Genomic DNA, 18944 nt, shown 5'->3' on the forward strand with positions numbered 1-18944 from the left:
CTCAACGATGCTGGATCGGCAACGGACTTCGCCTGGGGCTCAGCGGAACACGCCACACCAGTTCGGTGACACCGTTCTCGCTGGTGATGTTGCTCGAGCCTCCGCACTGACGAGCGCGGGTCGCCAGGTTGTCGAGACCGTGGATTCTGGTTGCCTGGTCGATTCCCACACCGTCGTCGACGATGCTGATGACAAGCTCCTCGGTGGCCCGGATGGTGACGTCGATGGCATCGGCATGTGCATGCCGCAGAGCGTTGCTCAAGCCCTCGCGCACAACGGCTTCGGCGTGCGGGGCAAGTCGAGACGGGACGGAACTGTCGATGGTTCCCTCGAAAGTGACGCTGGGAGTGATCGACGAGTGGCCGGACAGACCGTTGACGGCATCGAGTAGTCGCCGCCGCAGGCTTGTGGGAGTAGACATCTCGCTCGTATGGAGGTCGAAGACTGCGGTGCGGATTTCACGGACTGTTCGATCGAGTTGATCGACAGAGGTGTCCAATACGGTTCGAACGGTGTCCTCGTCGCCTGGACGTTGCAGCACCCCCTGCAAACTCAACCCGGTGGCGAACAACTGTTGGATGACGTGGTCATGGAGATCCCGCGCGATTCGGTCGCGATCTTCGAGGACGTCGACCAGTCTTTCTTTCCGTTGCTGTTCTGCGAATTCGACAGTGACAGAAGCGATGTCTGCCATCGCCGTCAGTTGCTCGATCTCGTCCACTCCCCACGGGCGGTTGCTGCGGCGTGACGCGAAGAGAACACCGCCGCCGAACGAGGTTCCGGAGAGGGGGAGTGCGACCACTGATTCGTCGCCGGAAACGTTCAGTGCCGGAACGGAACTGCCATGTGGTGCAGAGATCGGCCGCCGGCTCCGCGCAGCGTCGTCGATCACGGTCCCGGACAGATCGACGGCTGATCCGGTCGCGGGGGCAGGCTGGGAATCAGCAGCATCGGCGACGTGGACTACCGGCTCTCTGCCGAGGTCGTAGCGAACGACGCACACAAGATTTCCATCCGTGAGGTGCCGCGTCGTCCGAACCAGTTCCGATAGCGTCTCGTCGCGGGATCCGCCGCTGAGCAGACGTGCATTGACGGCGGCGACGGCCTTGAGCCAGGCTTCTCGCGTCCGGGATTCCTCGAACAGACGCGCATTGTCGATGGCGATGCTCGCAGCATTTGCCAGAATCTGGAGTACAGCCTCGTCGCGGTCGTCGAATGCAGTCCGTTCCGAGCTGTCCGCGAGGTAGATGCTGCCGAACACCTCGCCCCTGACGAAGATCGGAACACCGAGAAACGTGTCCATCGGCGGATGATTGGTCGGAAACCCTGCCGAGGACGGATGCGAGGAGATTCGGTCGGTTCGAACCGGGCACGGTTCTCGAACGACCAGGCCCAGCAGGCCGTGACCTTCGGGAAGATGCCCGATCTTGGCAACCTGCCCCTGAGTCATACCGGAGTGGATGAATCGGGACAAGCGTCCGTCGGGGGATTTCACGCCGAGCGCGCCGTAGTCCGCTTCGAGGAGATGTCGCGCGACGTCGACTATCTGTTGCAGGGTTTCGTCGAGCTGGAGTGTGGACCCGACGGTCAACACGGCACTGAGCAGTTTGGGAATTGCAGTCGGGTTGAGAGCAGTCAGCTCTGCGCTTCCGGCGATGTCGCCGAAAAGGCTGAGCATGAGCGCGTCGCGGCTACCTGGCATGGTGCGTGCCCGTGGTGGCGGAGAAGGGCGAGCCGGATGGCGTCAGCAGGTGAGTGGTCGCCTGGCCGGAAGGATCCGGGTGCGAAGTGCCCGCACGAAGCTTTGTCGCCAGAACTGCGGCCTGCGTTCGACGTTCGAGACCCAGTTTCTCGAGGATGCGTGAGACGTAGTTCTTGACTGTTTTCTCCGAGAGTTCTGCGTGCGAGCTGATCTCTCGATTGCTCAGTCCCTTGCCGATCAACTCGAAGATCAAGAGCTCCTGATCGGTCAACAGGGCTGCCGCAGTACCCGACTCCTGTTCGGACCGGATGCGCCGGACCAAACCGATCACCGCCTGGGTGTTCAACAGCGACTTGCCGGTAGCAACCGTGCGGATCGCCGACACCAGGTCGTGGCCGCGGATGTTCTTGAGGACGAATCCTCGTGCGCCGGCGATCAGGGCGTCGAGCAGTGCGTCGTCGTCGGAGTACGACGTGAGCATCAAAGTGGCGGCGCTCGGGTAGGTCGACGCCAGTTCTCGGCACAGTTCCACACCGTTACCGTCGGGAAGTCTGACGTCCATGACAACCACGTCGGGTCGGCATTCGGGTATTCCGGCCGAGGCTTCGCGAACACACGACGCCTCGCCAACAACGTTGAATCCCGATACCTGGTTCAACAGGTCTGCCAATCCACGACGGACGATCTCGTGGTCGTCGACCAGATAGATGCCGATCGTCACGGTGGTCACCTCTTCCAGCTCACGCCTGCCGTCGATGTTACCGGACGGTAATGTCCCGACAGGATCGGGTTGTCCGACCGATGGTCGACAAAAAACCCGCGTCGAAGGGTGCGAGACCGAGTCTCGATTGCACAGAGTCAAAGGTCCCGACCGTCACGAGATCTGAATCACCCAGATCTCGTGAGGCGGTGGGTGTGAGCTGAATGTGATTGCACCGGTGGCTGTTCGATCCGCTCAGTCGACGGGAGCGAGTTCGACGGAGACGTAGACACCCTTGCCTTTTCGGTGTGCGAGTGCCTCGCCGGGGCGATCGATACCGTCCAGTTGGAGAACGATCGGACCTTGTTCCGGGTAGAAATTGCGCCACCAACTCTTCTTGTCTGGCATGGCAACGCCGATCGTCACATGGTCGCCTTTTCGTTTGTAGGACACGGGCGCGCTGAAGGTGCGACCGGACTTGCGTCCGACGTAGGTGATGACGGTCATGGAACGGCCCAGTAGTTTGCCTACGATCGGAGCGCCGATCAGTGGTTGGACCACTACGTTCACGGCGGCGGATACACGTTGGAAAGTGTTCACGAGAAGCCCTTTCACGACGAATGCTGCACGAATTCGAATCCTGCACGGAAATGGTGCGTGCAGTAGTTCTATCCTGCTCGACCGGGAATGTCGCGTGGGCAGAAATTGGTACAAACCGGTGTGCCGAAGCGAGTAGCGTGGGGTACGTCGAGGGTCATTCGAATATGCGCGGTCAAGCCATGTCGTCCTCGACGCCAACCCGGTCTGTGGTCGAACGGCCGAGAACTGGAGCGCCTGTATGGCGTCGAACCCGTCCGATGTGTCGAATGCACGAGGGCAATCCGAGTCGACTGACGAGGATCAGAAAACACCGTCGATCTGCCCGGCGTGTCAGCACAGTATGGAATCCCATGATCCGCTCGGGGTTCGCTTCTGCGCAGTGACTGCCGACCGCGGTCTCGATCGAAAGTGCATCTGCGCTGCCGATCGTGAGGAAATTCAGCACTACTCGCGATACTGATCCGCCTGGGCATCACGTCAATTCATACGCCAAGATTCGACTGTCACCTCGACGACACTGCCCGCGCCACTGAACGCGCCGCGGGTGAACCGCACTGAGTGACAGATTCACCCTCGTTGCGACCACTTGCCGCGCAGAAGCATCAGTGCGGTAAGGGTGAGGCCCCATCCGATCGTGGACAGTGCGACGCCCACGCCTGCCTGTCCGGTGACATCAGTACTGGCGTCGATGCTGAATGCGGTGGTGAATCCCGCAGCAGTGCCGGCAGCGGCCGTCATACCGCCGGCCTTCATCCATCGCGAGCAATGGGCGGAACCGAAACACGCCAGAATCACTGTCAGTCCACAGGCGACGACCTGCCAGGTGGGGAACTGTGTCGGGGCAGGCAGGCCGGGGCCGCGGAATCCGCCTTTGTAGTCGGCTGACCAGCTGAGCCAGCCCATGCAAGACAGAAAGCCCAGTGCAAAGGCCAACAGGCCGGTGCTCCACAGTCCGAGTGAGCCCGATCCCGTGTGCCCGCCGCCGAGGGCGGTCGTGGAGTGCTCCAGGCCAGTTCGTTCCGAACGCCAGATTGTCCAGATGATGCTCGCGCCGATAGTTGCGGGCACGCCGACGAAGATGAATGCAATCCAGAGAAACTGCGGCCAGGAGAACTCGAGATCGACAGTCATAGTCGGAGTATGCGCGCACTTCGAATCATGTGCGCCCATCTGTCAATCTGGCGAGTTGCGGGTCAACCTTCCTCGACCTTCTCCACATGTGTACTTGTAGGGTCCAGGTCGATATTCCGTGTGTTGATCAGTCGAAGCCTGGGAACCGGATCGCCCGTGGTGTCGTCGATCAAGATCGAGTGTGGCTCACCGTCATCGAAGGCGTGGCGCTCTCCCCACTGTCGCAGGCTAATGATCACGATGAACAGATCCATACCGCGTTCGGTCAGGATGTACTCGTTGCGGGTACCTTGCGCGTTCGGTTGGACTTCGAAGATTCCCTGCTCGACAAGGACTTTGAGCCTGTCCGTGAGAATGTTCTTTGCGATGCCCAGGTTTCGTTGAAACTGACTGAATCTCGATGACCCGTCGAAGGCGTCACGTACGATCAGCAGCGACCATCTGTCGCCGATGATGTCGGCCGCTCGGGCCGTCGGGCAGTGCGGGTCCGTCCATTGTGCGCGATCCGGCATCGAGTTCCTCATTGGTTGCGTTTTGAAACTGTATTGACGTAACCTCCAAATGGTATCAAAACGCAACCAAGTTGAGGTGGAAGTGACTGCACGTCATGCTGTCGAGAACGCGCGGGGCAAGTTGAAAATGTCTCGCGGACTTCGCCTGTTGCTCGCAGTGCTCTGCGGGGTCTCGGTAGCCAACATCTACTACGCACAGCCGCTCCTCGGGCAAATAGGCTCGGATCTTTCCATTCCTCCGGCCGGCCTCGGTTTCGTAGTCGCACTCGCCCAACTCGGTTATGTGGTGGGGTTGATCGTGTTGGTGCCATTGAGCGATCTCGTGAATCGAAAGAAATTGATCGCAATCCAGATCGTCGCTGCTGCAACGGGAACGATGCTTGTTGCTCTGGCCACCACGAATCTGCAGCTGTTGATCGGGATGGCGGTTGCAGGCACGTTCTCGGTAGTTGTTCAAGTCATAGTTGCCTATGCTGCGGCAATCAGTGACCCGGACGAGCGGGGCGCAAACATCGGTGTCATCACCAGCGGCGTTGTCGTCGGCATCATCCTCGCTCGGACTGTCGCCGGCGCAGTTGCGGATCTGGCAGGCTGGCGGGCGGTCTACGCGGGATCCACTTTCATTTCGGTACTGGTCGCGGCCGTCGCGCTGACGATGCTGCCGAAAGATCCTCGTTTGCAACACGATAGGCGTTCGTACGTGCGTGCAATGGGGTCTGTCGTGACGTTGACGCTTACGAACCGACTGTTTCGCACCCGGGCCCTGATCGCCTTGTTCCTTTTCGCGTCCTTTGGTGCTTTGTGGAGCGGAATGGCCCTGCCGTTGAGTGAGGAACCATGGCGGTTGTCGACCACACAGATCGGGCTCTTCGGAATCGCAGGATTGGTTGGAGCATTGGGCGCGGTCGGTGCCGGTCGGTGGGCCGATCAAGGCAAAGCGCAACGCGTCACCGGGGCGTCTTTGGTCGTTCTCTTGCTGTCGTGGGTATTCAACGCGCAGGCGACGCACTCGCTGGTGTTACTCGTAGTCGGTGTTGTTGCGTTGGACTTCGCCGTACAGGCTGTTCATGTCACGAGCCAGAATCTGATCGTCGCGAACACACCGGAATCGTCGGGGCAGATCATCGGTAGTTACATGGTGTTCTATTCGTTGGGCAGCGCGGCTGGGGCGGTTTCCACCACTATGGTTTTCGACGCGGCAGGGTGGGGCGCTGCAAGTATTCTCGGCGGCGCCTACGCGTTTGCAGCCTTGATCGCATGGACGATCGATCGATTGCGGACCCGCAACACTCTAGGGAGTTCGGAGCCACGTCCTGGCCGCGACGACCAAGGCGTTCACACCGATGGTCAGGGTCGGCTCGATCACGGGAGCGTAGTGCGGAGAGTGGTTCGACGGCACGGTTCGCAAAGCCGGATCAGTCATGTCACCTGTCGTGAACAGTGAAGGGTCGGTACCGCCCAACAGCCAGTACGACAGTGGCGCACCGGCACTGGTCGCGAGAATGCCGACATCTTCACTACCTGCTGCCGCTCCGGGATCGAGAATCTTGTTCGTCCCCAACCATTCGGCAAACGCATCGAGTGTCTTGTCCAGCGCTGCCGGATCATTGACGACGATCGGAAAGTGCTCCGTCTCGGTGATGGTCGGTGAGGTGGGTGCACCGGCGGTGGCCGCTTCGCCCCGGACGATGCGGTCGACGCTGTCCAGGATGCGCTGACGCACACCTGCGTCGTAGCTGCGGATGTTGAGTTGCAGTTCTGCTTCGCCGGGAATGACGTTGGCGGCATCTCCAGCATGGATGGAGCCGACGGTGAGGACAGCTGTGGCAGTACTCGGGACCTCGCGTGAGATGACAGTTTGCAAACGCAACACGGTTTCGGCTGCCATGACCACGGGATCGACCGAGTTCTCCGGCATAGATCCGTGGGCGCCCTTTCCGACCAGTCTCACACGAAGTGAGTCCGATCCCGCATACGAGGGGCCGGCGTGCCCGGCGATCGTGCCTGCCGGTAGCGGCGATACATGTTGTCCGAGAACGATGTCGGGCCTCGGGAATCGCTCGAACAGTCCGTCGTCGACCATGGCTTGCGCACCCGCGCCAAGTTCCTCAGCCGGTTGGAAGACGAGGACAAGAGTGCCAGACCAGGTCGTCGTATCGTGAGAGAGGATCCGGGCCGCACCGAGTAAGCAGGTCGTATGCAGGTCATGGCCGCACGCGTGGCTGACCGAGACGGTCTTTCCCTGATCGTCGGTCGTTGTCACGGTACTGGCGTAGTCCAATCCGGTTTCTTCCCGAACCGGGAGGGCGTCCATATCCGCACGCAGCAGCGCTGTGGGGCCCACTCCGTTCTTCAGGACTCCGACGACTCCGGTAGTCCCGACATCGGTGGTGGTGTCGAATCCAAGTGCTGTTAAATGTCTTTCCACCAGACTGGATGTTCGTTGCTCCTGAAACCCCAGTTCCGGATGGCTGTGGAGGTCCTTGTACAGGTCGATCAAATCCAGATCCACGGCGATCGTTTCGTGCACTGACGAGGTCATGAGTGTCCTCTCGGTAGCGTCTTTTCAGGCTAACCGGGATGACGGGTCGGTAAACAGGACCTTAGGTCCCACGGTGCCGGTGATGCGGAGTTCTGGTGCTACGGCACGTAGAACGATGTGACACCTGGGGTGATGATGGATCCGGCCACGGACAGCACGGCAACAGCGACTTGACCGGTCCCGGTCTGCACGATCGCCTCTGCTGGGACTCCGTTGAGGCCGTCCGAGAGCCGAGCGGAGCCGGAGGCCCCGGTCGAAAGGTTCAGCCAGCGCACTTCGGACGAGAGCAGGCATCCCCACCTGCCTTCCTTGCCTCCGGTGATCGTCACCGTGCCAGGTAGTTCGCCGACGACAGCTACGCAGCGGACGGCCGGCGCGTCGAAGCTGCCGTTCGGGTTGCCGTACGGCGCAGGGTTGACCTGGAATGGAATGGTCACCGCGGCGGATGCGAGCGCTACCGACGTCAGAGTAGAAGCGATCACGACGGATGTGCAGACGCTCAGTCGGCGAACGAGATTCATCACGGAGGCCTCCAGCCATGTCCAGGTGATTTGCTTGTCTTCCCCGACGTAACGTTTTGGTCGTAGCTTCCCTTCTTGCATCGCCGCATTGAAGACGACAGCCTCACCATATCCGGTTGCACAGGAGAATTCAGGTACTCGTCGCTATTCGCTACATGTGGCGGCCTCAGATGCCGTCCGTCGAACCGCCTCTGCCGTCGTCGAAGCACGTACTACGGCAACCGGTGTTCCGGCTGCGGGATCGAAACTCCAGTCCTGCCGATAGGACTGGAGTAGATCTGGATCTGTGATCATCGCACCTGGCGACAATCGCTGGGCGAGCGTGTTCAAAGCGTCGACACTACCATGATCTGGTTTCAGCCTTCCGCTCCGAGATGTGAAACTCATTGTGTCCAAGGCATGTCCGTGGACCCGAGAGTTGAAAGTCAGTATCTCGAGTGCGGTTGAGATCCACCGAATATGGCGTACGTCATATGTTGCTGAGGTCGGTCAGTACCTGATCGAAGGCGCCGGTACGTCCAGGTGTCACTACCTTCTGAAACAGTGTCAGGACACATTCGTCAAGGGCGTCCGTTGCCGTGAGGGTTCTTCTGGCGACGGTGCTTCTACCGGACCATCGGCCACGTTCCATGTGTGCCAATGCGATTCCGTCACGCCGGGCTGTTGCCTTTCGGCCCGATGAATGAACGAAGAGGTATGTTCTGCCCGCGATATCGACTTCGCACAGCTTGTTCTTGCGGCGCATGGCCTTGGGCTTCTGGTCGATCAGGGTCCCGATCGTTCCGTCGGACAATCGAAGTGATGCAGGTCGGCCTTTACGGAATGTGAGCCTGGATCGATCCTGCTCGGCTGTTGACGATTTCCTCTTCCGCCCGCCGGCAACGCTCTCCGATCCGTCGTCGGATGCGGGAATCAGTTCGCCTTGAACGTTCCCCGACGGATCGAATATCGATACGGCCGAACCACCTTCGGCGAGGTTGACGAACCAGCCGGTCTCTGTAGGGGTGTTCCATTTCATGTAGATGATTATTCTTCATCAGTGCCGAGGAACATCAGCCGACAGCCCGAGACGAGGATCGCGGTCAGGATTCGACAGTCACCTCGATCACGCCATCGTCGCCGTTGAAACGAACCGCCGGCCAGTACCCGTCCATGAAATGCAAACCGCACGAGTCTGTCAGACGTTGACAATCGCTTCGACGGCCAGACGGTGAAGAGCCTGGTGCTGCTCGAAGACGTGGCGTAGGCGGGGAAGCATGCCGCGTGCAAGGGTGCCGAGCGTTTCGTCGACGATGCCGAAGCTGGGATTTGTCCTCACGTGAGCAGCGTAGACATCGAAGAAGGCAAGCCGCGATTCTGCTGGGGCGGGCACAACGCCCGAACCGTGGCAGGAGCCGTTCTTCGCCAATCCACTCGCAATGTCCCGCTGACTGGGCATCCGGAACCTTCTGCGCCGCGACTGCCTTAGCGTTCTACGTCGATAACCACGTGAAGGGATTTGTTCAATGGCGAAGAATCAGGCACCCCCCGCGACACAAGCCAAGGACATCGTTGTCGATCTACTGGTGATCGGGTCCGGTACCGGCATGGCTGCCGCCCTCACCGCGAACGAGCTCGGCTTGTCCACGCTGATCGTGGAGAAGACGCAGTACGTTGGCGGTTCGACGGCGCGGTCCGGTGGAGCGTTCTGGATGCCTGCCAACCCGATCTTGGCGAAAGCCGGTGCGGGCGACACCGTTGAGCGCGCGAAGACATACGTGCGGTCGGTGGTCGGTGATACTGCCCCTGCCCAACGTGGGGAGGCATTCGTCGACAACGGTGCGGCCACCGTCGACATGCTTTACCGCACGACGCCCATGAAGTTCTTCTGGGCCAAGGAATACTCCGATTACCACCCCGAACTGCCGGGAGGTAGCGCCGCCGGACGTACCTGCGAGTGCCTGCCGTTCGACGCGTCGGTACTCGGCGCGGAACGCGGTCGCCTGCGGCCCGGTTTGATGGAAGCCGGACTGCCGATGCCGGTGACAGGTGCGGACTACAAGTGGATGAACCTGATGGTGAAGAAGCCGAGCAAGGCTTTCCCTCGCATCATCCGCCGCCTGGCGCAGGGCGTTTACGGCAAGTACGTACTCAAGCGTGAATACATCGCAGGCGGTCAGGCGCTCGCCGCCGGCCTGTTCGCAGGTGTGGTCCAGGCCGGTATCCCGGTGTGGACGGAAACGTCGTTGGTTCGGCTCATCACCGAAGATGGCCGCGTAACGGGTGCAGTTGTGGTGCAAGACGGACGTGAAGTGACGGTGACCGCTCGGCGTGGTGTCGTTCTGGCAGCCGGCGGGTTCGACCACAACATGGAGTGGCGCCACAAGTACCAGTCGGAGAGCCTCGGTGAGCACGAGAGCCTGGGCGCAGAGGGCAACACCGGCGAAGCGATCGAGGCAGCACAAGAGCTCGGCGCAGGTATCGGATCGATGGATCAGTCGTGGTGGTTCCCCGCGGTGGCAAGCATCAAGGGCCGCCCGCCGATGGTGATGCTCGCAGAGCGTGCGCTGCCAGGCTCGTTCATCGTCGACCAGACCGGTCGTCGATTCGTGAACGAGGCGACGGACTACATGTCGTTCGGCCAGCGCGTGCTCGAACGGGAAAAGGCCGGAGATCCGGCCGAGTCGATGTGGTTTGTTTTCGACCAGGAGTACCGCAACAGCTACGTGTTCGCAGGCGGTATCTTCCCCCGTCAGCCGCTTCCGCAGGCATTCTTCGACTCCGGCATCGCGCACAAGGCGAGCAGTCCGGTCGAGCTTGCCCGCAAGGTCGGTCTTCCCGAGGAGGCTTTTGCCGAGTCCTTCGAGAAGTTCAACGAGGCCGCTGCTGCCGGTAGCGATGCGGAATTTGGTCGCGGCGGAAGTGCATACGATCGGTACTACGGCGACCCGACAGTGTCCCCGAACCCGAACTTGAGGAAGCTCGACACGAGTGCCCTCTACGCGGTGAAGATGACGCTCAGCGACCTCGGCACCTGCGGCGGTGTGCAGGCGGACGAGCATGCACGCGTACTTCGTGAGGACGGCAGCGTGATCGACGGCCTGTACGCGATCGGCAATACTGCGGCCAACGCATTCGGTCACACCTACCCGGGCGCCGGTGCGACGATCGGCCAGGGGCTGGTTTACGGATACATTGCCGCCCACCACGCAGCCGAGAAAGTAGCTTCGACTCAGCAGTAGATCCACTAGGCAACAGATCGCCGAACGGGAGATCAGCACGCGTTTCCGATGCCGGGAACGTGCACTGGTCTCCCGTTCGGCTTGTAGGAGCAATGCCACCTGTATGTCCCATCTCGGTAACGCTGACGCGCCGGGTGACCAAGACGCGGTATCGTCTCCAGAAGTGACATGGGGCACTGGCGATTGTGCGACCAGATGCCATCTACCGCAGGCGCGCCTGATATCGACCGGTCGGGTCGAATGCGCAAAAACAGGTATGTACCCAGGTAATTCAACCGTGGTGTGGAGCGTCGTGAAGCGACAGCGTATGAGGTGATTCCTCATCCGCAACGCAAGGATCTCCATGTTCCACCCCCTTTCCGACCATCCGGGTAGACACCCACCCTGTCGATCTTCGAATGAGAAGCCTTCGGTTTGTTCCGGCATTCGTAGTCCTCGATCAACGATCGATTCAGGCACTGCCTCGATGTAGAACCCGTATCTCCTGTGCTGTCACCAGGAGATACAGACCTGCGGGTCTATGCGCGCGCTCGCGTTCGAGAGCGGTCACCGTGCCTCTCTCCATGGCGCGATCCGAACATTTCACTCCAACGGAGTCTTGGTGCGATACACCAAGTAGCTCAGCACGTATTGAGTGCTGTCTGCGGGTAGAGCCTGCACCTGCTCCGAGCACATCAGTCAAGGAAAACATGAGTAAGCACAGAAAACACAAGCCTTCCAGCACAAAACGATTCATCGCCGTAACTGCGGGACTGGGCGCCCTTGTGGGGGCCGGAGCAGTAGCCAATGCAGGTACCGCCGGTGCGCAGGGCTGGTCGGCGAGTTGCAATTGGGAGTGGCCGGTAAGCGGATCACTTTCGCAGGGTTACCACGCGGGACATGACGGAGTCGACTTCGCTGTCAACGTCGGCACCGCGCTCCACGCGCCCACATCGGGCACGATTTCTGTTGCCGGACCCAATGATCCGGGTGGATATGGAACGTACATCCAGTTGGAAGCGGACAGTGGCGAGCAGATTCAGATGGGCCACCTCTCCGAAACATGGGTCGGTGTGGGGCAACACGTCGAGGTAGGCGACGAGATCGGGGCAACGGGTAACACCGGTAGCTCCACCGGCCCACATCTGCATCTCCGCATTCACAGTGGAGGCGCCGTCGATCCCATGTCCTTCCTGAGTTCGATCGGGGCGTGCGATACCGGGTCGAGTATTGTTCCCGCGCCCGCGCCGGCACAGGACGTAGCACCCGAATTTGCACCGGAACCGGCGCCTGCTCCCGTTGTCTACTCTGAGGCATCCGAATCTGTACCGGTAGAAAGCATTCCGGAGTCGGAGACTCCAGCGCCCGGCTCAGAGGTAGTCGTTGCAGCCGGTGATACATTGTTCGACCTCGCGACAGAACGAGGTCTCACCTGGCAGCAGGTGTGGGACATGAATCCGCAGATCGTCAATCCCGATCAGATCCTTGTGGGCGACGTGATCAACTTGTGAGAGTTGATAATTCGATACTGATCCGGGGATGAGTCAACGGCTCGTACACGACCGGTTTCAGTACCCAGTTGACTCCGAGTTCCACTTGGTGTGCGTGAGCGCTGCAGCCGGGCCGTGTATTTCACGGTCCGGCTGTTTTGCGCGCTCCGAGAAGTGATTCCTACCGAAGTACTGATGCGTGGTGGTTCGCTTCTCGGACAGCCGCAGCCAATCGCTGGGGATCTTGCCGATACTATTGAGCCCGTGAACCGGTCCGCGATCACCTCCCTACGTCGACGTTGGTCAGATGAGGGCGTCGATAATTTACGGGCGCAGCTGCTCGATCAGTCGCGGATCGTCAAGCCGCCCCACACTCTCGTCTCCCCATGGGCGGAGACCGATGACGGGCTGATCGATGTGCGTGGCCTGACAGCGGGTAGCGCTGGATTGGACATCCGGTATCTCACGTTGGAACGGATTGATCTGAGTTTCGCTCGGGGTCCGATCTCCGTCTTCGAATCCGAATTATTCGACTGCCGTTTCGATTTCGTGGCACTGACCGGACAGCCCCGTTTCAATCGCCGATTCGAACGGTGCAGTTTCCGGGGTGCGACGCTCTCGCGTGTGGCGCTCGGACCGAGGGTCGTCGATTGCGATTTCACTGGAGCCAAAGCACGCGGGCTCCGCTCCGTGCCCAATACTGTGTTCGAACGATGCGCATTCGACGACACAGACCTGACTGGTGCGCAGTTCGCCGATACCTCATTCGTGGAGTGTACTTTCGGCGGCGCACGATTCTCGGCGGCCACGAGTTTTGTGCGGTGTTCCTTCACCCGGACCGCTGTCGAGTTCTCCGAGGCGCAAGTGTCGCGAACAACGTGTGACGGCACCGCGATTCCGGATCAATGGGAAGGTGAGGCCGATTCAGCAGTCGCACTGGAGCGGTATGCCGGTCGATATGCCCGAGCACTTGGCGTGGGGGATACAGAGGGTATGGCCCTCGATCCTGAAATGGATGATTCGTAAAGGGGGGCAGATCGATGACTCGCGGGGTCACGTTCAGGACAGTATTCGGTGGACCGTCGGTGCCGCTTGACTTCATCGAGGAGTTGACTCGGCTCAGACACCGGCTGAGGGGCATCGCGATGCAGTACGACTTCGATCTGTTTGTTGTGGTTGGTGGCGACATCTCCGTGGTGACCGATCCGACCGGGACCCGGCTTCCGCGTGTGTTTCTGGGCAGGCGTACCGCTACGGCGCAGGTACAGATGAACACTGACGACGTGATGGGGGTGCCCGACCCGCGTGCATTTCTGTACACGACGATCCATGCGGCACTGACGGAACTGATCACGCGTGTCTCAGACCGCGACAACGACTTCGATGCGGACGGGGAGCGAGCGAAGATCGAGTTCTTGATCCTCGATGACATTGGCGAGCGCGAATCAAAGCTGTGATGGCAAATGACAAATGCTGCGCTCCCGCATTCGTCAGGCTGTTGTCACTCTCTGGCATCAAACACTGCGGTGACCACTTCACAGAAAATCGCCGGGTGCCGGCGATGGACGAACCTCACTGTGAGTTCTGCGGTGCGCGGTAGCGGTGACAAGTAGGTAGCGTTCAGCTGCGGCGTAGTCGGTGATCGATGTTCCGTCGGGCCCGGGGGTTTGAGTGATCAGGTCGAGGTATCGGCGGCGATAGAGGTATGCGTCGGGCTGGGTCAACAGGTACTCCGCGGCAGCGACGACGTCCAGGCTCGGTGCGGCTCGTCTGAGCCGGGTGCGCGCCGGCTGGTACGCAGCTCTGGCGTGTTTGGTCGGCCCGGTGGCCGTGTAGTGCCCGTCGCTGTGGTCGTCGTCTCGGGCATTGTCATTCATATCGTCGCCTTGGTGTGAATGAGCTCGACGTTGCCGTTGTAGTAGCCGAGGACACGGTGATCCATCATCCGCCGCCACAGTGGTGGTACGGCAGCGCAGACGATCATCACCGCGTATCCGGCAGGGAGTTGCGGAGCGGTTGGAGCGCTGCGCAGAGATTGGTAGCGCAGACGCGGATTCGCGTGATGGTCACTGTGTCGTTGTAATTGGTACAGGAACAAATTGGACAAGAGATGATCACTGTTCCAACTGTCTTCGGGCCGGGCTTTGACAAAGCTGCCGTCTTGTCTTCGCGCACGGAGCAATCCGTAGTGTTCGAGGTAGTTTGCGGCCTCGAGGAACGTGATCCCGGCCAAGGCTTGCAGGAGCAGCCAGGGCAGTATCTGCCACCCGAATAAGGTGATCAACGTCCCGAACAGTGCGGCGCTCAGCGACCATGCCTGCACGATGTTGTTTCGAGGTGACAGTGCGGGTGAACCCTGCCGGCGCAGGCGTGCTGATTCGATCCGCCAGCCCGATTTCAGACCTCCGAATATGCTGCGGGGCAAGAATATCCAGAACGATTCCCCGAAACGAGCACTGGCGGGATCGCGCGGCGTCGCAACGTTGACGTGGTGACCGTGATTGTGCTCGATGTAGAAGTGCCCGTAGAACGATTGAGCGAGCACAATTTTCGCCAACCGCCGCTCGAGGCGGCTGCTCTTGTGGCCTAGTTCGTGTGCGGCATTGATACCGACGCCCGCAACGACGCCGACGGTCATCGCCAGTGCGATCTTCTCTCCGGTTGCCATCGGGGCGTGCGCCCAACACCATGCGGCGAAGACGAGGCCAGCGTATTGAAGTGGCACGAACAGGTAGGTACACCATCGGTAGTAGCGGTCGTCCTGCAATGCCGCGATCACGTTGTCGGGTGGGCTGCGGCCATCTGCGCCGACTGCGACGTCGACGATCGGGATGACGAGAATCAGGATCCAGGCACCGGTCGCCCAGAACAGGCCGAGGTGCAAATATTCGACCAGCAGCCAGGACAGGAAGGGACTCAGCGGGATCAGCAATCCCAACGGCCACCAGTAACGCTTCCGATCCCGCCATGCAGGAGCGTCGACACCTGCTTCGGCGCTCGCTCGAATGTCGTCGGTGTCTGTCATCGAAACTTCTCGAGCACGGGAAAGTGGAATACGGTCATTGTTCTCCAACGGTTCGTGCGGACTTTCGAAGTGGTGTGCTGCGGCGTCTCAGGCGGTTAGGCCAGGTCGGCAAATGCGATGATGTTGTCGTTGTAACTGCGTGCGGTTTCGTCGAAGGATCCACCGCACGTGATGATCCGGAGTCCGGGGTGGTCGATGTCGCCGTATACGACGTCGGTGGGAAAGTCCTCTTTGGGGAAGTGTTCGACACTGGTAGCGGTGAACACTGCGCGACTTCCGTCTTCGCGGGTGACGATGATGTCGGCTCCTGTTTCGAGATTCCGCAGATCGAAGAAGACCCCGTCGGTGCCTTGCCAGTCGACGTGGCCGGCGATGATTGCCGGTCCGACCTCACCGGGGGCGGGAGCGCCGGTGTACCACCCTGCGTCCTTCCCATCCGGTGGGACCTCGAGTGCTCCATCGGTATCGAGTCCGAGATCGATGATGTCGGTGTCGACGCCGATGGACGGGATTTCGAGGCGCGCGGGGCGGTGGTCAGCAGTTACCGGCGCCCTTTCGGGCAGTGCAGAGTCAGTGGCGCGCGGCGCGGATGTGGTGTCTTGTCGAGGCGACGAGTGTGGTTGTGAATTTCCGCTGTCGGATTGTCCGCCGGCGCATCCGACCACCGTTACGAGTACTGAAACAGTAAGGGCGAGAGCCGTGATGGCTCGGCGAGTTCGCGGAGCCATCACGGAGTTTTCGTCTTTCATCTATCGACTTGTCCGACGGATGACGAGGGCCGACATAGCCACGACGCTGAAGAAGCCGACGAGCAGGGCGATCCACCCTCCACTGGACTGTCCTCCGCGTTGGGATTGTGTGCTTCCGTCACCGGTGTCGACCGACCCTCGTGGTACCTGCTGCACCTGAGGGGCTCGAACATTCGGGGATTCCGGGCCTACCGGTTGAGTGGTCGGGGTACCCGTTCGAGAAGCTGACGTCGTCGGCACCCGAGACGGGACGGTTACCGTCCCGGGAACGGTGGGAGGTATTCCCGGCAGTGGTGGGAGACCGGGAATCTCGGGTATGGACGGAATGTTTCGGCTGGTCGTGATGATCGGCGGTACGTCCACAGTGGTTGTAGTCGTGCCGTTCGGCCCTGGTGTGGTGGTCGTCGCTTCCACCGGTGTACCAGTCGTGGTTGTAGTCACCTCCGGCGGGACGACCGTCGTGGTTGTAGTCACCTCCGGCGGGACGACCGTCGTGGTTGTAGTCACCTCCGGCGGGACGACCGTCGTGGTGGTAGTTGTCGCGGTGTCAGGCGGGACCGTAGTCGTCGTAGTGGTCGGAGTCGTGGTCGTGACAGGAGGCGCACAGGTCGGGATCGTAACGGTGTTCGTATCCAGAGTGACCGCGCCATTGATCGCCAATAGTCGACCCTCGACGGTTGCCTCGGTTGTGGCAGTAATGTCTGTCAGCGCCAACAGGTTTCCTCGGAAGACGGAGTTGGTGCCCAGGGTGGCGGAACTTCCAACCTGCCAGAAAACATTGCACGCCTGCGTTCCGTTGATCAGTGCAACGGTGCTGGACGACGATGTGATCAGCGTTGATCCCGCTTGGAAGACGAAGACTGCATCGGGGTCACCTTGCGCGTCGAGGGTGACGGTTCCCGACAGTGCGATCGACGAACCGGAGTTGTAGACACCCGAAACCAGTGTCCGACCGGTCAAGTCGTCTCCCGTCGGTTGTGTGGGTCCCTGACCGGCAAGAGTGTTGTAGGCAGTCAACACGTCGGGTTTCGCTCCCTGCGATACCGCGTCGCCACCATGATTGGTGCCGGTAATCGTCAGGCCCGATACACCGGTGATGGTTGGAGTCGGATACGTGCCGATATCGCCGCCGAGGGTTGTCGGTCCGGTGTTGGTGATTCCTGCTCCGGCAAGGACTGCAAAGGGCTCAGCGGTGCCGAGTCCGACAGCAGTCGCTTCCGCGCCGGCAGTGCCGGCCGGCAAGACGAGAATGCCGACGGAGAAAACGGAAATCGTTGCAATACCCGAGAATTGAAAGAACCGCGAGCGTCGTGTTGCGGTGGGTGCTGTCATGTTCTGTTCATCTTCGATCCTTTGAAGAAGGGACTCATGCGACGAAAGTGAGTCCGTACGTCCGCGCCGACTCCGGCGCCGGAACGTATCGATGAGCGCCCACGTAAATCCGGACATTCCGGGTATACGTTGTGTGTATACGTTGTATGCATAGGGCGTATCCGAACAGTAAACCAGCCGTACTGTTCTGTCAACGCGTAGGCATACGATGTATGTTTTGTGGATGACCGGACACTCGCCAGATCGCACTAAGGGTTTGATTCCCGCCGCGGACCGCGAGGAGCCCCTCACCAGGGCGCTCGTACTCTCGACGGCGTTGGCGATCATCAACGAGGAAGGTGCCGACGGCCTCTCCATGCGCCGACTGGGCAAAGCGCTCGACAGAAATCCGATGACTCTCTACAGGTACGCGGCCAACAAGGCGGCCCTGCTGGACGGGGTCGTCGAGACCGTGCTCGAACAACTGGTCGTCGACCCGTCCGATCGCGACTGGAGGGGGCAGCTGCACGCAGTTGCGTACGGGTATCGCCGCCTCGCGCTCACGCACCCCAACGTGGTTCCTTTGCTGGTCACTCGGCCGCTGTCCACCCCGCTCGGATTGCGTCCTCCCGGGACGTTGCGCTACGTCGAAGCGATTCTCGAACTGCTGATACGGGCCGGTTTCACTCCTGAAGACGCATTACACATCTACCGAGCAGTGTTCGGCTTCCTCAACGGGCACATTCTCAACGAGCTTCAGGAAATAGTCGAAAATCCCGAGGAGACGGACGATCTCTTGCGGCTCGGTCTGCATCGGCTTGCGCTTGCCGAGTTTCCGAGACTGCGGTCGATGGCTACGATCATGGCTCACTACGACGGGCAGGACGAACTCGAGCGCGGTCTGGCAATCCTTCTGGAGGGTCTGGCGACGGCATCTCCTCCGACGAGGGTTGAGGGCTGACCACTTTCAGTTTGGGTATAGACATGAGACGACCTCGACGGCCACACAATTCAGGGGACCGACGAGGTCGGTAAGCGTCAGCGCAGTCACTGACGTCTACATTTCAACCGTACGAGTCACGGTTGGCAGGTGGCGGCGAGCTTCGTCCTTGTTGTGTGAGTGTTTCGTCCTGCTTCGCCCATTTCGGGCGGTTCCTGACCTGCTGCAGGTGATGGCTCTTCGGTTCGGCCGGAATGCTTCATCGAGCTGAACGTGTGTAGAGCGCCTGTAAATGCCGTCCGTCCGCCTCGGTGGACGGACGGAAGGCATCAATTCATTTGTGGGTGACCGTATTCGGCGAACACGGTCTGGTTTTGTCAGGGTTGAAATTCTTCGTTGGTGGGGTTCTCGGGCGGGGTGGCCGCGAGGATGCGCTTCCACCAGCCTTGCCGCTGCGGGTCTTCGTTCCAGACGACCGGTTCAGCCAGAGCTGCGGCGGGGGCCATGATTGGCGCGGGCAT

Annotated in this window: 20 protein-coding genes and 1 pseudogene; 7 read left to right on the top strand and 14 right to left on the bottom strand. The window is 60.5% G+C overall.

All coding sequences use genetic code 11. The annotated features are described in order from the left end of the window. Position 1: 1 nt before the first annotated feature. From GN300_RS17005 to GN300_RS17015, 3 genes are all read right to left on the bottom strand, one after another. On the bottom strand, positions 2-1702 hold the full coding sequence (locus tag GN300_RS17005; protein ID WP_063314904.1) for a GAF domain-containing sensor histidine kinase: 1701 nt from the start codon (positions 1700-1702) through the stop codon (positions 2-4). Then, positions 1692-2423 carry a response regulator transcription factor gene (locus GN300_RS17010; protein WP_039972719.1) on the bottom strand — a complete coding sequence of 244 codons (732 nt, stop codon included), beginning with the start codon at positions 2421-2423 and terminating at the stop codon, positions 1692-1694. The genes GN300_RS17005 and GN300_RS17010 overlap by 11 nt, the downstream gene beginning before the upstream one ends. Before the next feature lie 234 nt (positions 2424-2657). After that, positions 2658-3002 (bottom strand): nitroreductase/quinone reductase family protein, encoded by a 345-nt coding sequence (locus GN300_RS17015; RefSeq protein WP_037129595.1) that lies wholly within the window; start codon positions 3000-3002, stop codon positions 2658-2660. 238 nt (positions 3003-3240) lie between these two features. Between GN300_RS17015 and GN300_RS17020 the strand changes: the two genes are divergently transcribed. Continuing rightward, on the top strand, positions 3241-3462 hold the full coding sequence (locus GN300_RS17020) for an RGCVC family protein (RefSeq protein WP_075832430.1): 222 nt from the start codon (positions 3241-3243) through the stop codon (positions 3460-3462). A gap of 107 nt (positions 3463-3569) precedes the next feature. On the opposite strand, the gene GN300_RS17025 is transcribed toward GN300_RS17020, so the two are convergent. Then, positions 3570-4172: a hypothetical protein gene (locus GN300_RS17025; protein ID WP_082845672.1), complete on the bottom strand. Its 603-nt coding sequence runs from the start codon at positions 4170-4172 to the stop codon at positions 3570-3572. Between the two features lie 23 nt (positions 4173-4195). Beyond that, the gene (locus tag GN300_RS17030; RefSeq protein ID WP_007726458.1) at positions 4196-4645 is read right to left on the bottom strand and encodes a helix-turn-helix domain-containing protein; all 450 of its coding nucleotides are present in this window, start codon (positions 4643-4645) and stop codon (positions 4196-4198) included. A 127-nt stretch (positions 4646-4772) separates the two neighbouring features. On the opposite strand from GN300_RS17030, the pseudogene GN300_RS17035 reads away from it, so the two are divergent. Next, positions 4773-5867: pseudogene (locus GN300_RS17035) on the top strand (MFS transporter); the annotation flags it as partial. Positions 5868-5936: 69 nt separating this feature from the next. Here GN300_RS17035 and GN300_RS17040 read toward each other — a convergent pair. From GN300_RS17040 to GN300_RS17060, 4 genes are all read right to left on the bottom strand, one after another. Beyond that, positions 5937-7187: an amidohydrolase gene (locus tag GN300_RS17040; protein ID WP_063314902.1), complete on the bottom strand. Its 1251-nt coding sequence runs from the start codon at positions 7185-7187 to the stop codon at positions 5937-5939. Between the two features lie 98 nt (positions 7188-7285). Continuing rightward, positions 7286-7708, bottom strand: a complete 423-nt coding sequence (locus tag GN300_RS17045; RefSeq protein ID WP_063315141.1) for a hypothetical protein — start codon at positions 7706-7708, stop codon at positions 7286-7288. A gap of 469 nt (positions 7709-8177) precedes the next feature. Then, positions 8178-8726: a hypothetical protein gene (locus tag GN300_RS17055; protein WP_003943619.1), complete on the bottom strand. Its 549-nt coding sequence runs from the start codon at positions 8724-8726 to the stop codon at positions 8178-8180. Positions 8727-8885: 159 nt separating this feature from the next. Next, positions 8886-9146 carry a hypothetical protein gene (locus GN300_RS17060; protein ID WP_042452363.1) on the bottom strand — a complete coding sequence of 87 codons (261 nt, stop codon included), beginning with the start codon at positions 9144-9146 and terminating at the stop codon, positions 8886-8888. 67 nt (positions 9147-9213) lie between these two features. On the opposite strand from GN300_RS17060, the gene GN300_RS17065 reads away from it, so the two are divergent. The 4 genes from GN300_RS17065 to GN300_RS17080 all read left to right on the top strand — a co-directional run bounded on the left by GN300_RS17065 (position 9214) and on the right by GN300_RS17080 (position 13855). Continuing rightward, on the top strand, positions 9214-10929 hold the full coding sequence (locus GN300_RS17065) for a 3-ketosteroid-delta-1-dehydrogenase (RefSeq protein WP_003943733.1): 1716 nt from the start codon (positions 9214-9216) through the stop codon (positions 10927-10929). Between the two features lie 689 nt (positions 10930-11618). Then, positions 11619-12419: a peptidoglycan DD-metalloendopeptidase family protein gene (locus tag GN300_RS17070; protein WP_231917217.1), complete on the top strand. Its 801-nt coding sequence runs from the start codon at positions 11619-11621 to the stop codon at positions 12417-12419. Positions 12420-12593: 174 nt separating this feature from the next. Next, complete coding sequence (locus tag GN300_RS17075) at positions 12594-13424, top strand: pentapeptide repeat-containing protein (RefSeq protein ID WP_233405661.1); 831 nt, start codon at positions 12594-12596, stop codon at positions 13422-13424. Positions 13425-13543: 119 nt separating this feature from the next. Continuing rightward, positions 13544-13855, top strand: coding sequence for a hypothetical protein (locus GN300_RS17080; RefSeq protein ID WP_232329997.1), 312 nt, complete (start codon positions 13544-13546; stop codon positions 13853-13855). A gap of 78 nt (positions 13856-13933) precedes the next feature. Here GN300_RS17080 and GN300_RS17085 read toward each other — a convergent pair whose 3' ends face one another. From GN300_RS17085 to GN300_RS17100, 4 genes are all read right to left on the bottom strand, one after another. Beyond that, positions 13934-14275: a hypothetical protein gene (locus GN300_RS17085; RefSeq protein WP_063314901.1), complete on the bottom strand. Its 342-nt coding sequence runs from the start codon at positions 14273-14275 to the stop codon at positions 13934-13936. Beyond that, on the bottom strand, positions 14272-15423 hold the full coding sequence (locus GN300_RS17090; protein ID WP_063315140.1) for an alkane 1-monooxygenase: 1152 nt from the start codon (positions 15421-15423) through the stop codon (positions 14272-14274). Before GN300_RS17090 ends, GN300_RS17085 begins: the two co-directional genes overlap by 4 nt. 95 nt (positions 15424-15518) lie before the next feature. Further along, the gene (locus GN300_RS17095; RefSeq protein WP_058038921.1) at positions 15519-16172 is read right to left on the bottom strand and encodes a class F sortase; all 654 of its coding nucleotides are present in this window, start codon (positions 16170-16172) and stop codon (positions 15519-15521) included. Then, positions 16173-17504: an ice-binding family protein gene (locus tag GN300_RS17100; protein WP_063314900.1), complete on the bottom strand. Its 1332-nt coding sequence runs from the start codon at positions 17502-17504 to the stop codon at positions 16173-16175. It abuts the gene before it with no gap. A gap of 223 nt (positions 17505-17727) precedes the next feature. Between GN300_RS17100 and GN300_RS17105 the strand changes: the two genes are divergently transcribed. After that, positions 17728-18444, top strand: coding sequence for a TetR/AcrR family transcriptional regulator C-terminal domain-containing protein (locus tag GN300_RS17105; RefSeq protein WP_058038923.1), 717 nt, complete (start codon positions 17728-17730; stop codon positions 18442-18444). A 356-nt stretch (positions 18445-18800) separates the two neighbouring features. Here the strand turns inward: GN300_RS17105 and GN300_RS17110 are convergent, their stop codons facing one another. Beyond that, a complete protein-coding gene (locus tag GN300_RS17110) occupies positions 18801-18944 on the bottom strand; it encodes a hypothetical protein (RefSeq protein WP_165639161.1) in 144 nt (47 codons plus the stop codon).

The organism is Rhodococcus sp. Ni2 (assembly GCF_021352185.1).
Classification (GTDB): Bacteria; Actinomycetota; Actinomycetes; order Mycobacteriales; family Mycobacteriaceae; genus Rhodococcus_F; species Rhodococcus_F qingshengii.

Coding starts and splice junctions, on each gene's coding strand:
- GN300_RS17005 (WP_063314904.1), bottom strand. CDS start 1,702: ATGCCAGGTAGCCGCGACGCGCTCATGCTCAGCCTTTTCGGCGACATC.
- GN300_RS17020 (WP_075832430.1), top strand. CDS start 3,241: ATGGCGTCGAACCCGTCCGATGTGTCGAATGCACGAGGGCAATCCGAG.
- GN300_RS17025 (WP_082845672.1), bottom strand. CDS start 4,172: ATGGGCGCACATGATTCGAAGTGCGCGCATACTCCGACTATGACTGTC.
- GN300_RS17030 (WP_007726458.1), bottom strand. CDS start 4,645: ATGCCGGATCGCGCACAATGGACGGACCCGCACTGCCCGACGGCCCGA.
- GN300_RS17040 (WP_063314902.1), bottom strand. CDS start 7,187: ATGACCTCGTCAGTGCACGAAACGATCGCCGTGGATCTGGATTTGATC.
- GN300_RS17045 (WP_063315141.1), bottom strand. CDS start 7,708: ATGAATCTCGTTCGCCGACTGAGCGTCTGCACATCCGTCGTGATCGCT.
- GN300_RS17055 (WP_003943619.1), bottom strand. CDS start 8,726: ATGAAATGGAACACCCCTACAGAGACCGGCTGGTTCGTCAACCTCGCC.
- GN300_RS17060 (WP_042452363.1), bottom strand. CDS start 9,146: ATGCCCAGTCAGCGGGACATTGCGAGTGGATTGGCGAAGAACGGCTCC.
- GN300_RS17065 (WP_003943733.1), top strand. CDS start 9,214: ATGGCGAAGAATCAGGCACCCCCCGCGACACAAGCCAAGGACATCGTT.
- GN300_RS17070 (WP_231917217.1), top strand. CDS start 11,619: ATGAGTAAGCACAGAAAACACAAGCCTTCCAGCACAAAACGATTCATC.
- GN300_RS17075 (WP_233405661.1), top strand. CDS start 12,594: ATGCGTGGTGGTTCGCTTCTCGGACAGCCGCAGCCAATCGCTGGGGAT.
- GN300_RS17080 (WP_232329997.1), top strand. CDS start 13,544: ATGCAGTACGACTTCGATCTGTTTGTTGTGGTTGGTGGCGACATCTCC.
- GN300_RS17085 (WP_063314901.1), bottom strand. CDS start 14,275: ATGAATGACAATGCCCGAGACGACGACCACAGCGACGGGCACTACACG.
- GN300_RS17090 (WP_063315140.1), bottom strand. CDS start 15,423: ATGACAGACACCGACGACATTCGAGCGAGCGCCGAAGCAGGTGTCGAC.
- GN300_RS17095 (WP_058038921.1), bottom strand. CDS start 16,172: ATGAAAGACGAAAACTCCGTGATGGCTCCGCGAACTCGCCGAGCCATC.
- GN300_RS17100 (WP_063314900.1), bottom strand. CDS start 17,504: ATGACAGCACCCACCGCAACACGACGCTCGCGGTTCTTTCAATTCTCG.
- GN300_RS17105 (WP_058038923.1), top strand. CDS start 17,728: ATGACCGGACACTCGCCAGATCGCACTAAGGGTTTGATTCCCGCCGCG.
- GN300_RS17110 (WP_165639161.1), bottom strand. CDS start 18,944: ATGCCCGCGCCAATCATGGCCCCCGCCGCAGCTCTGGCTGAACCGGTC.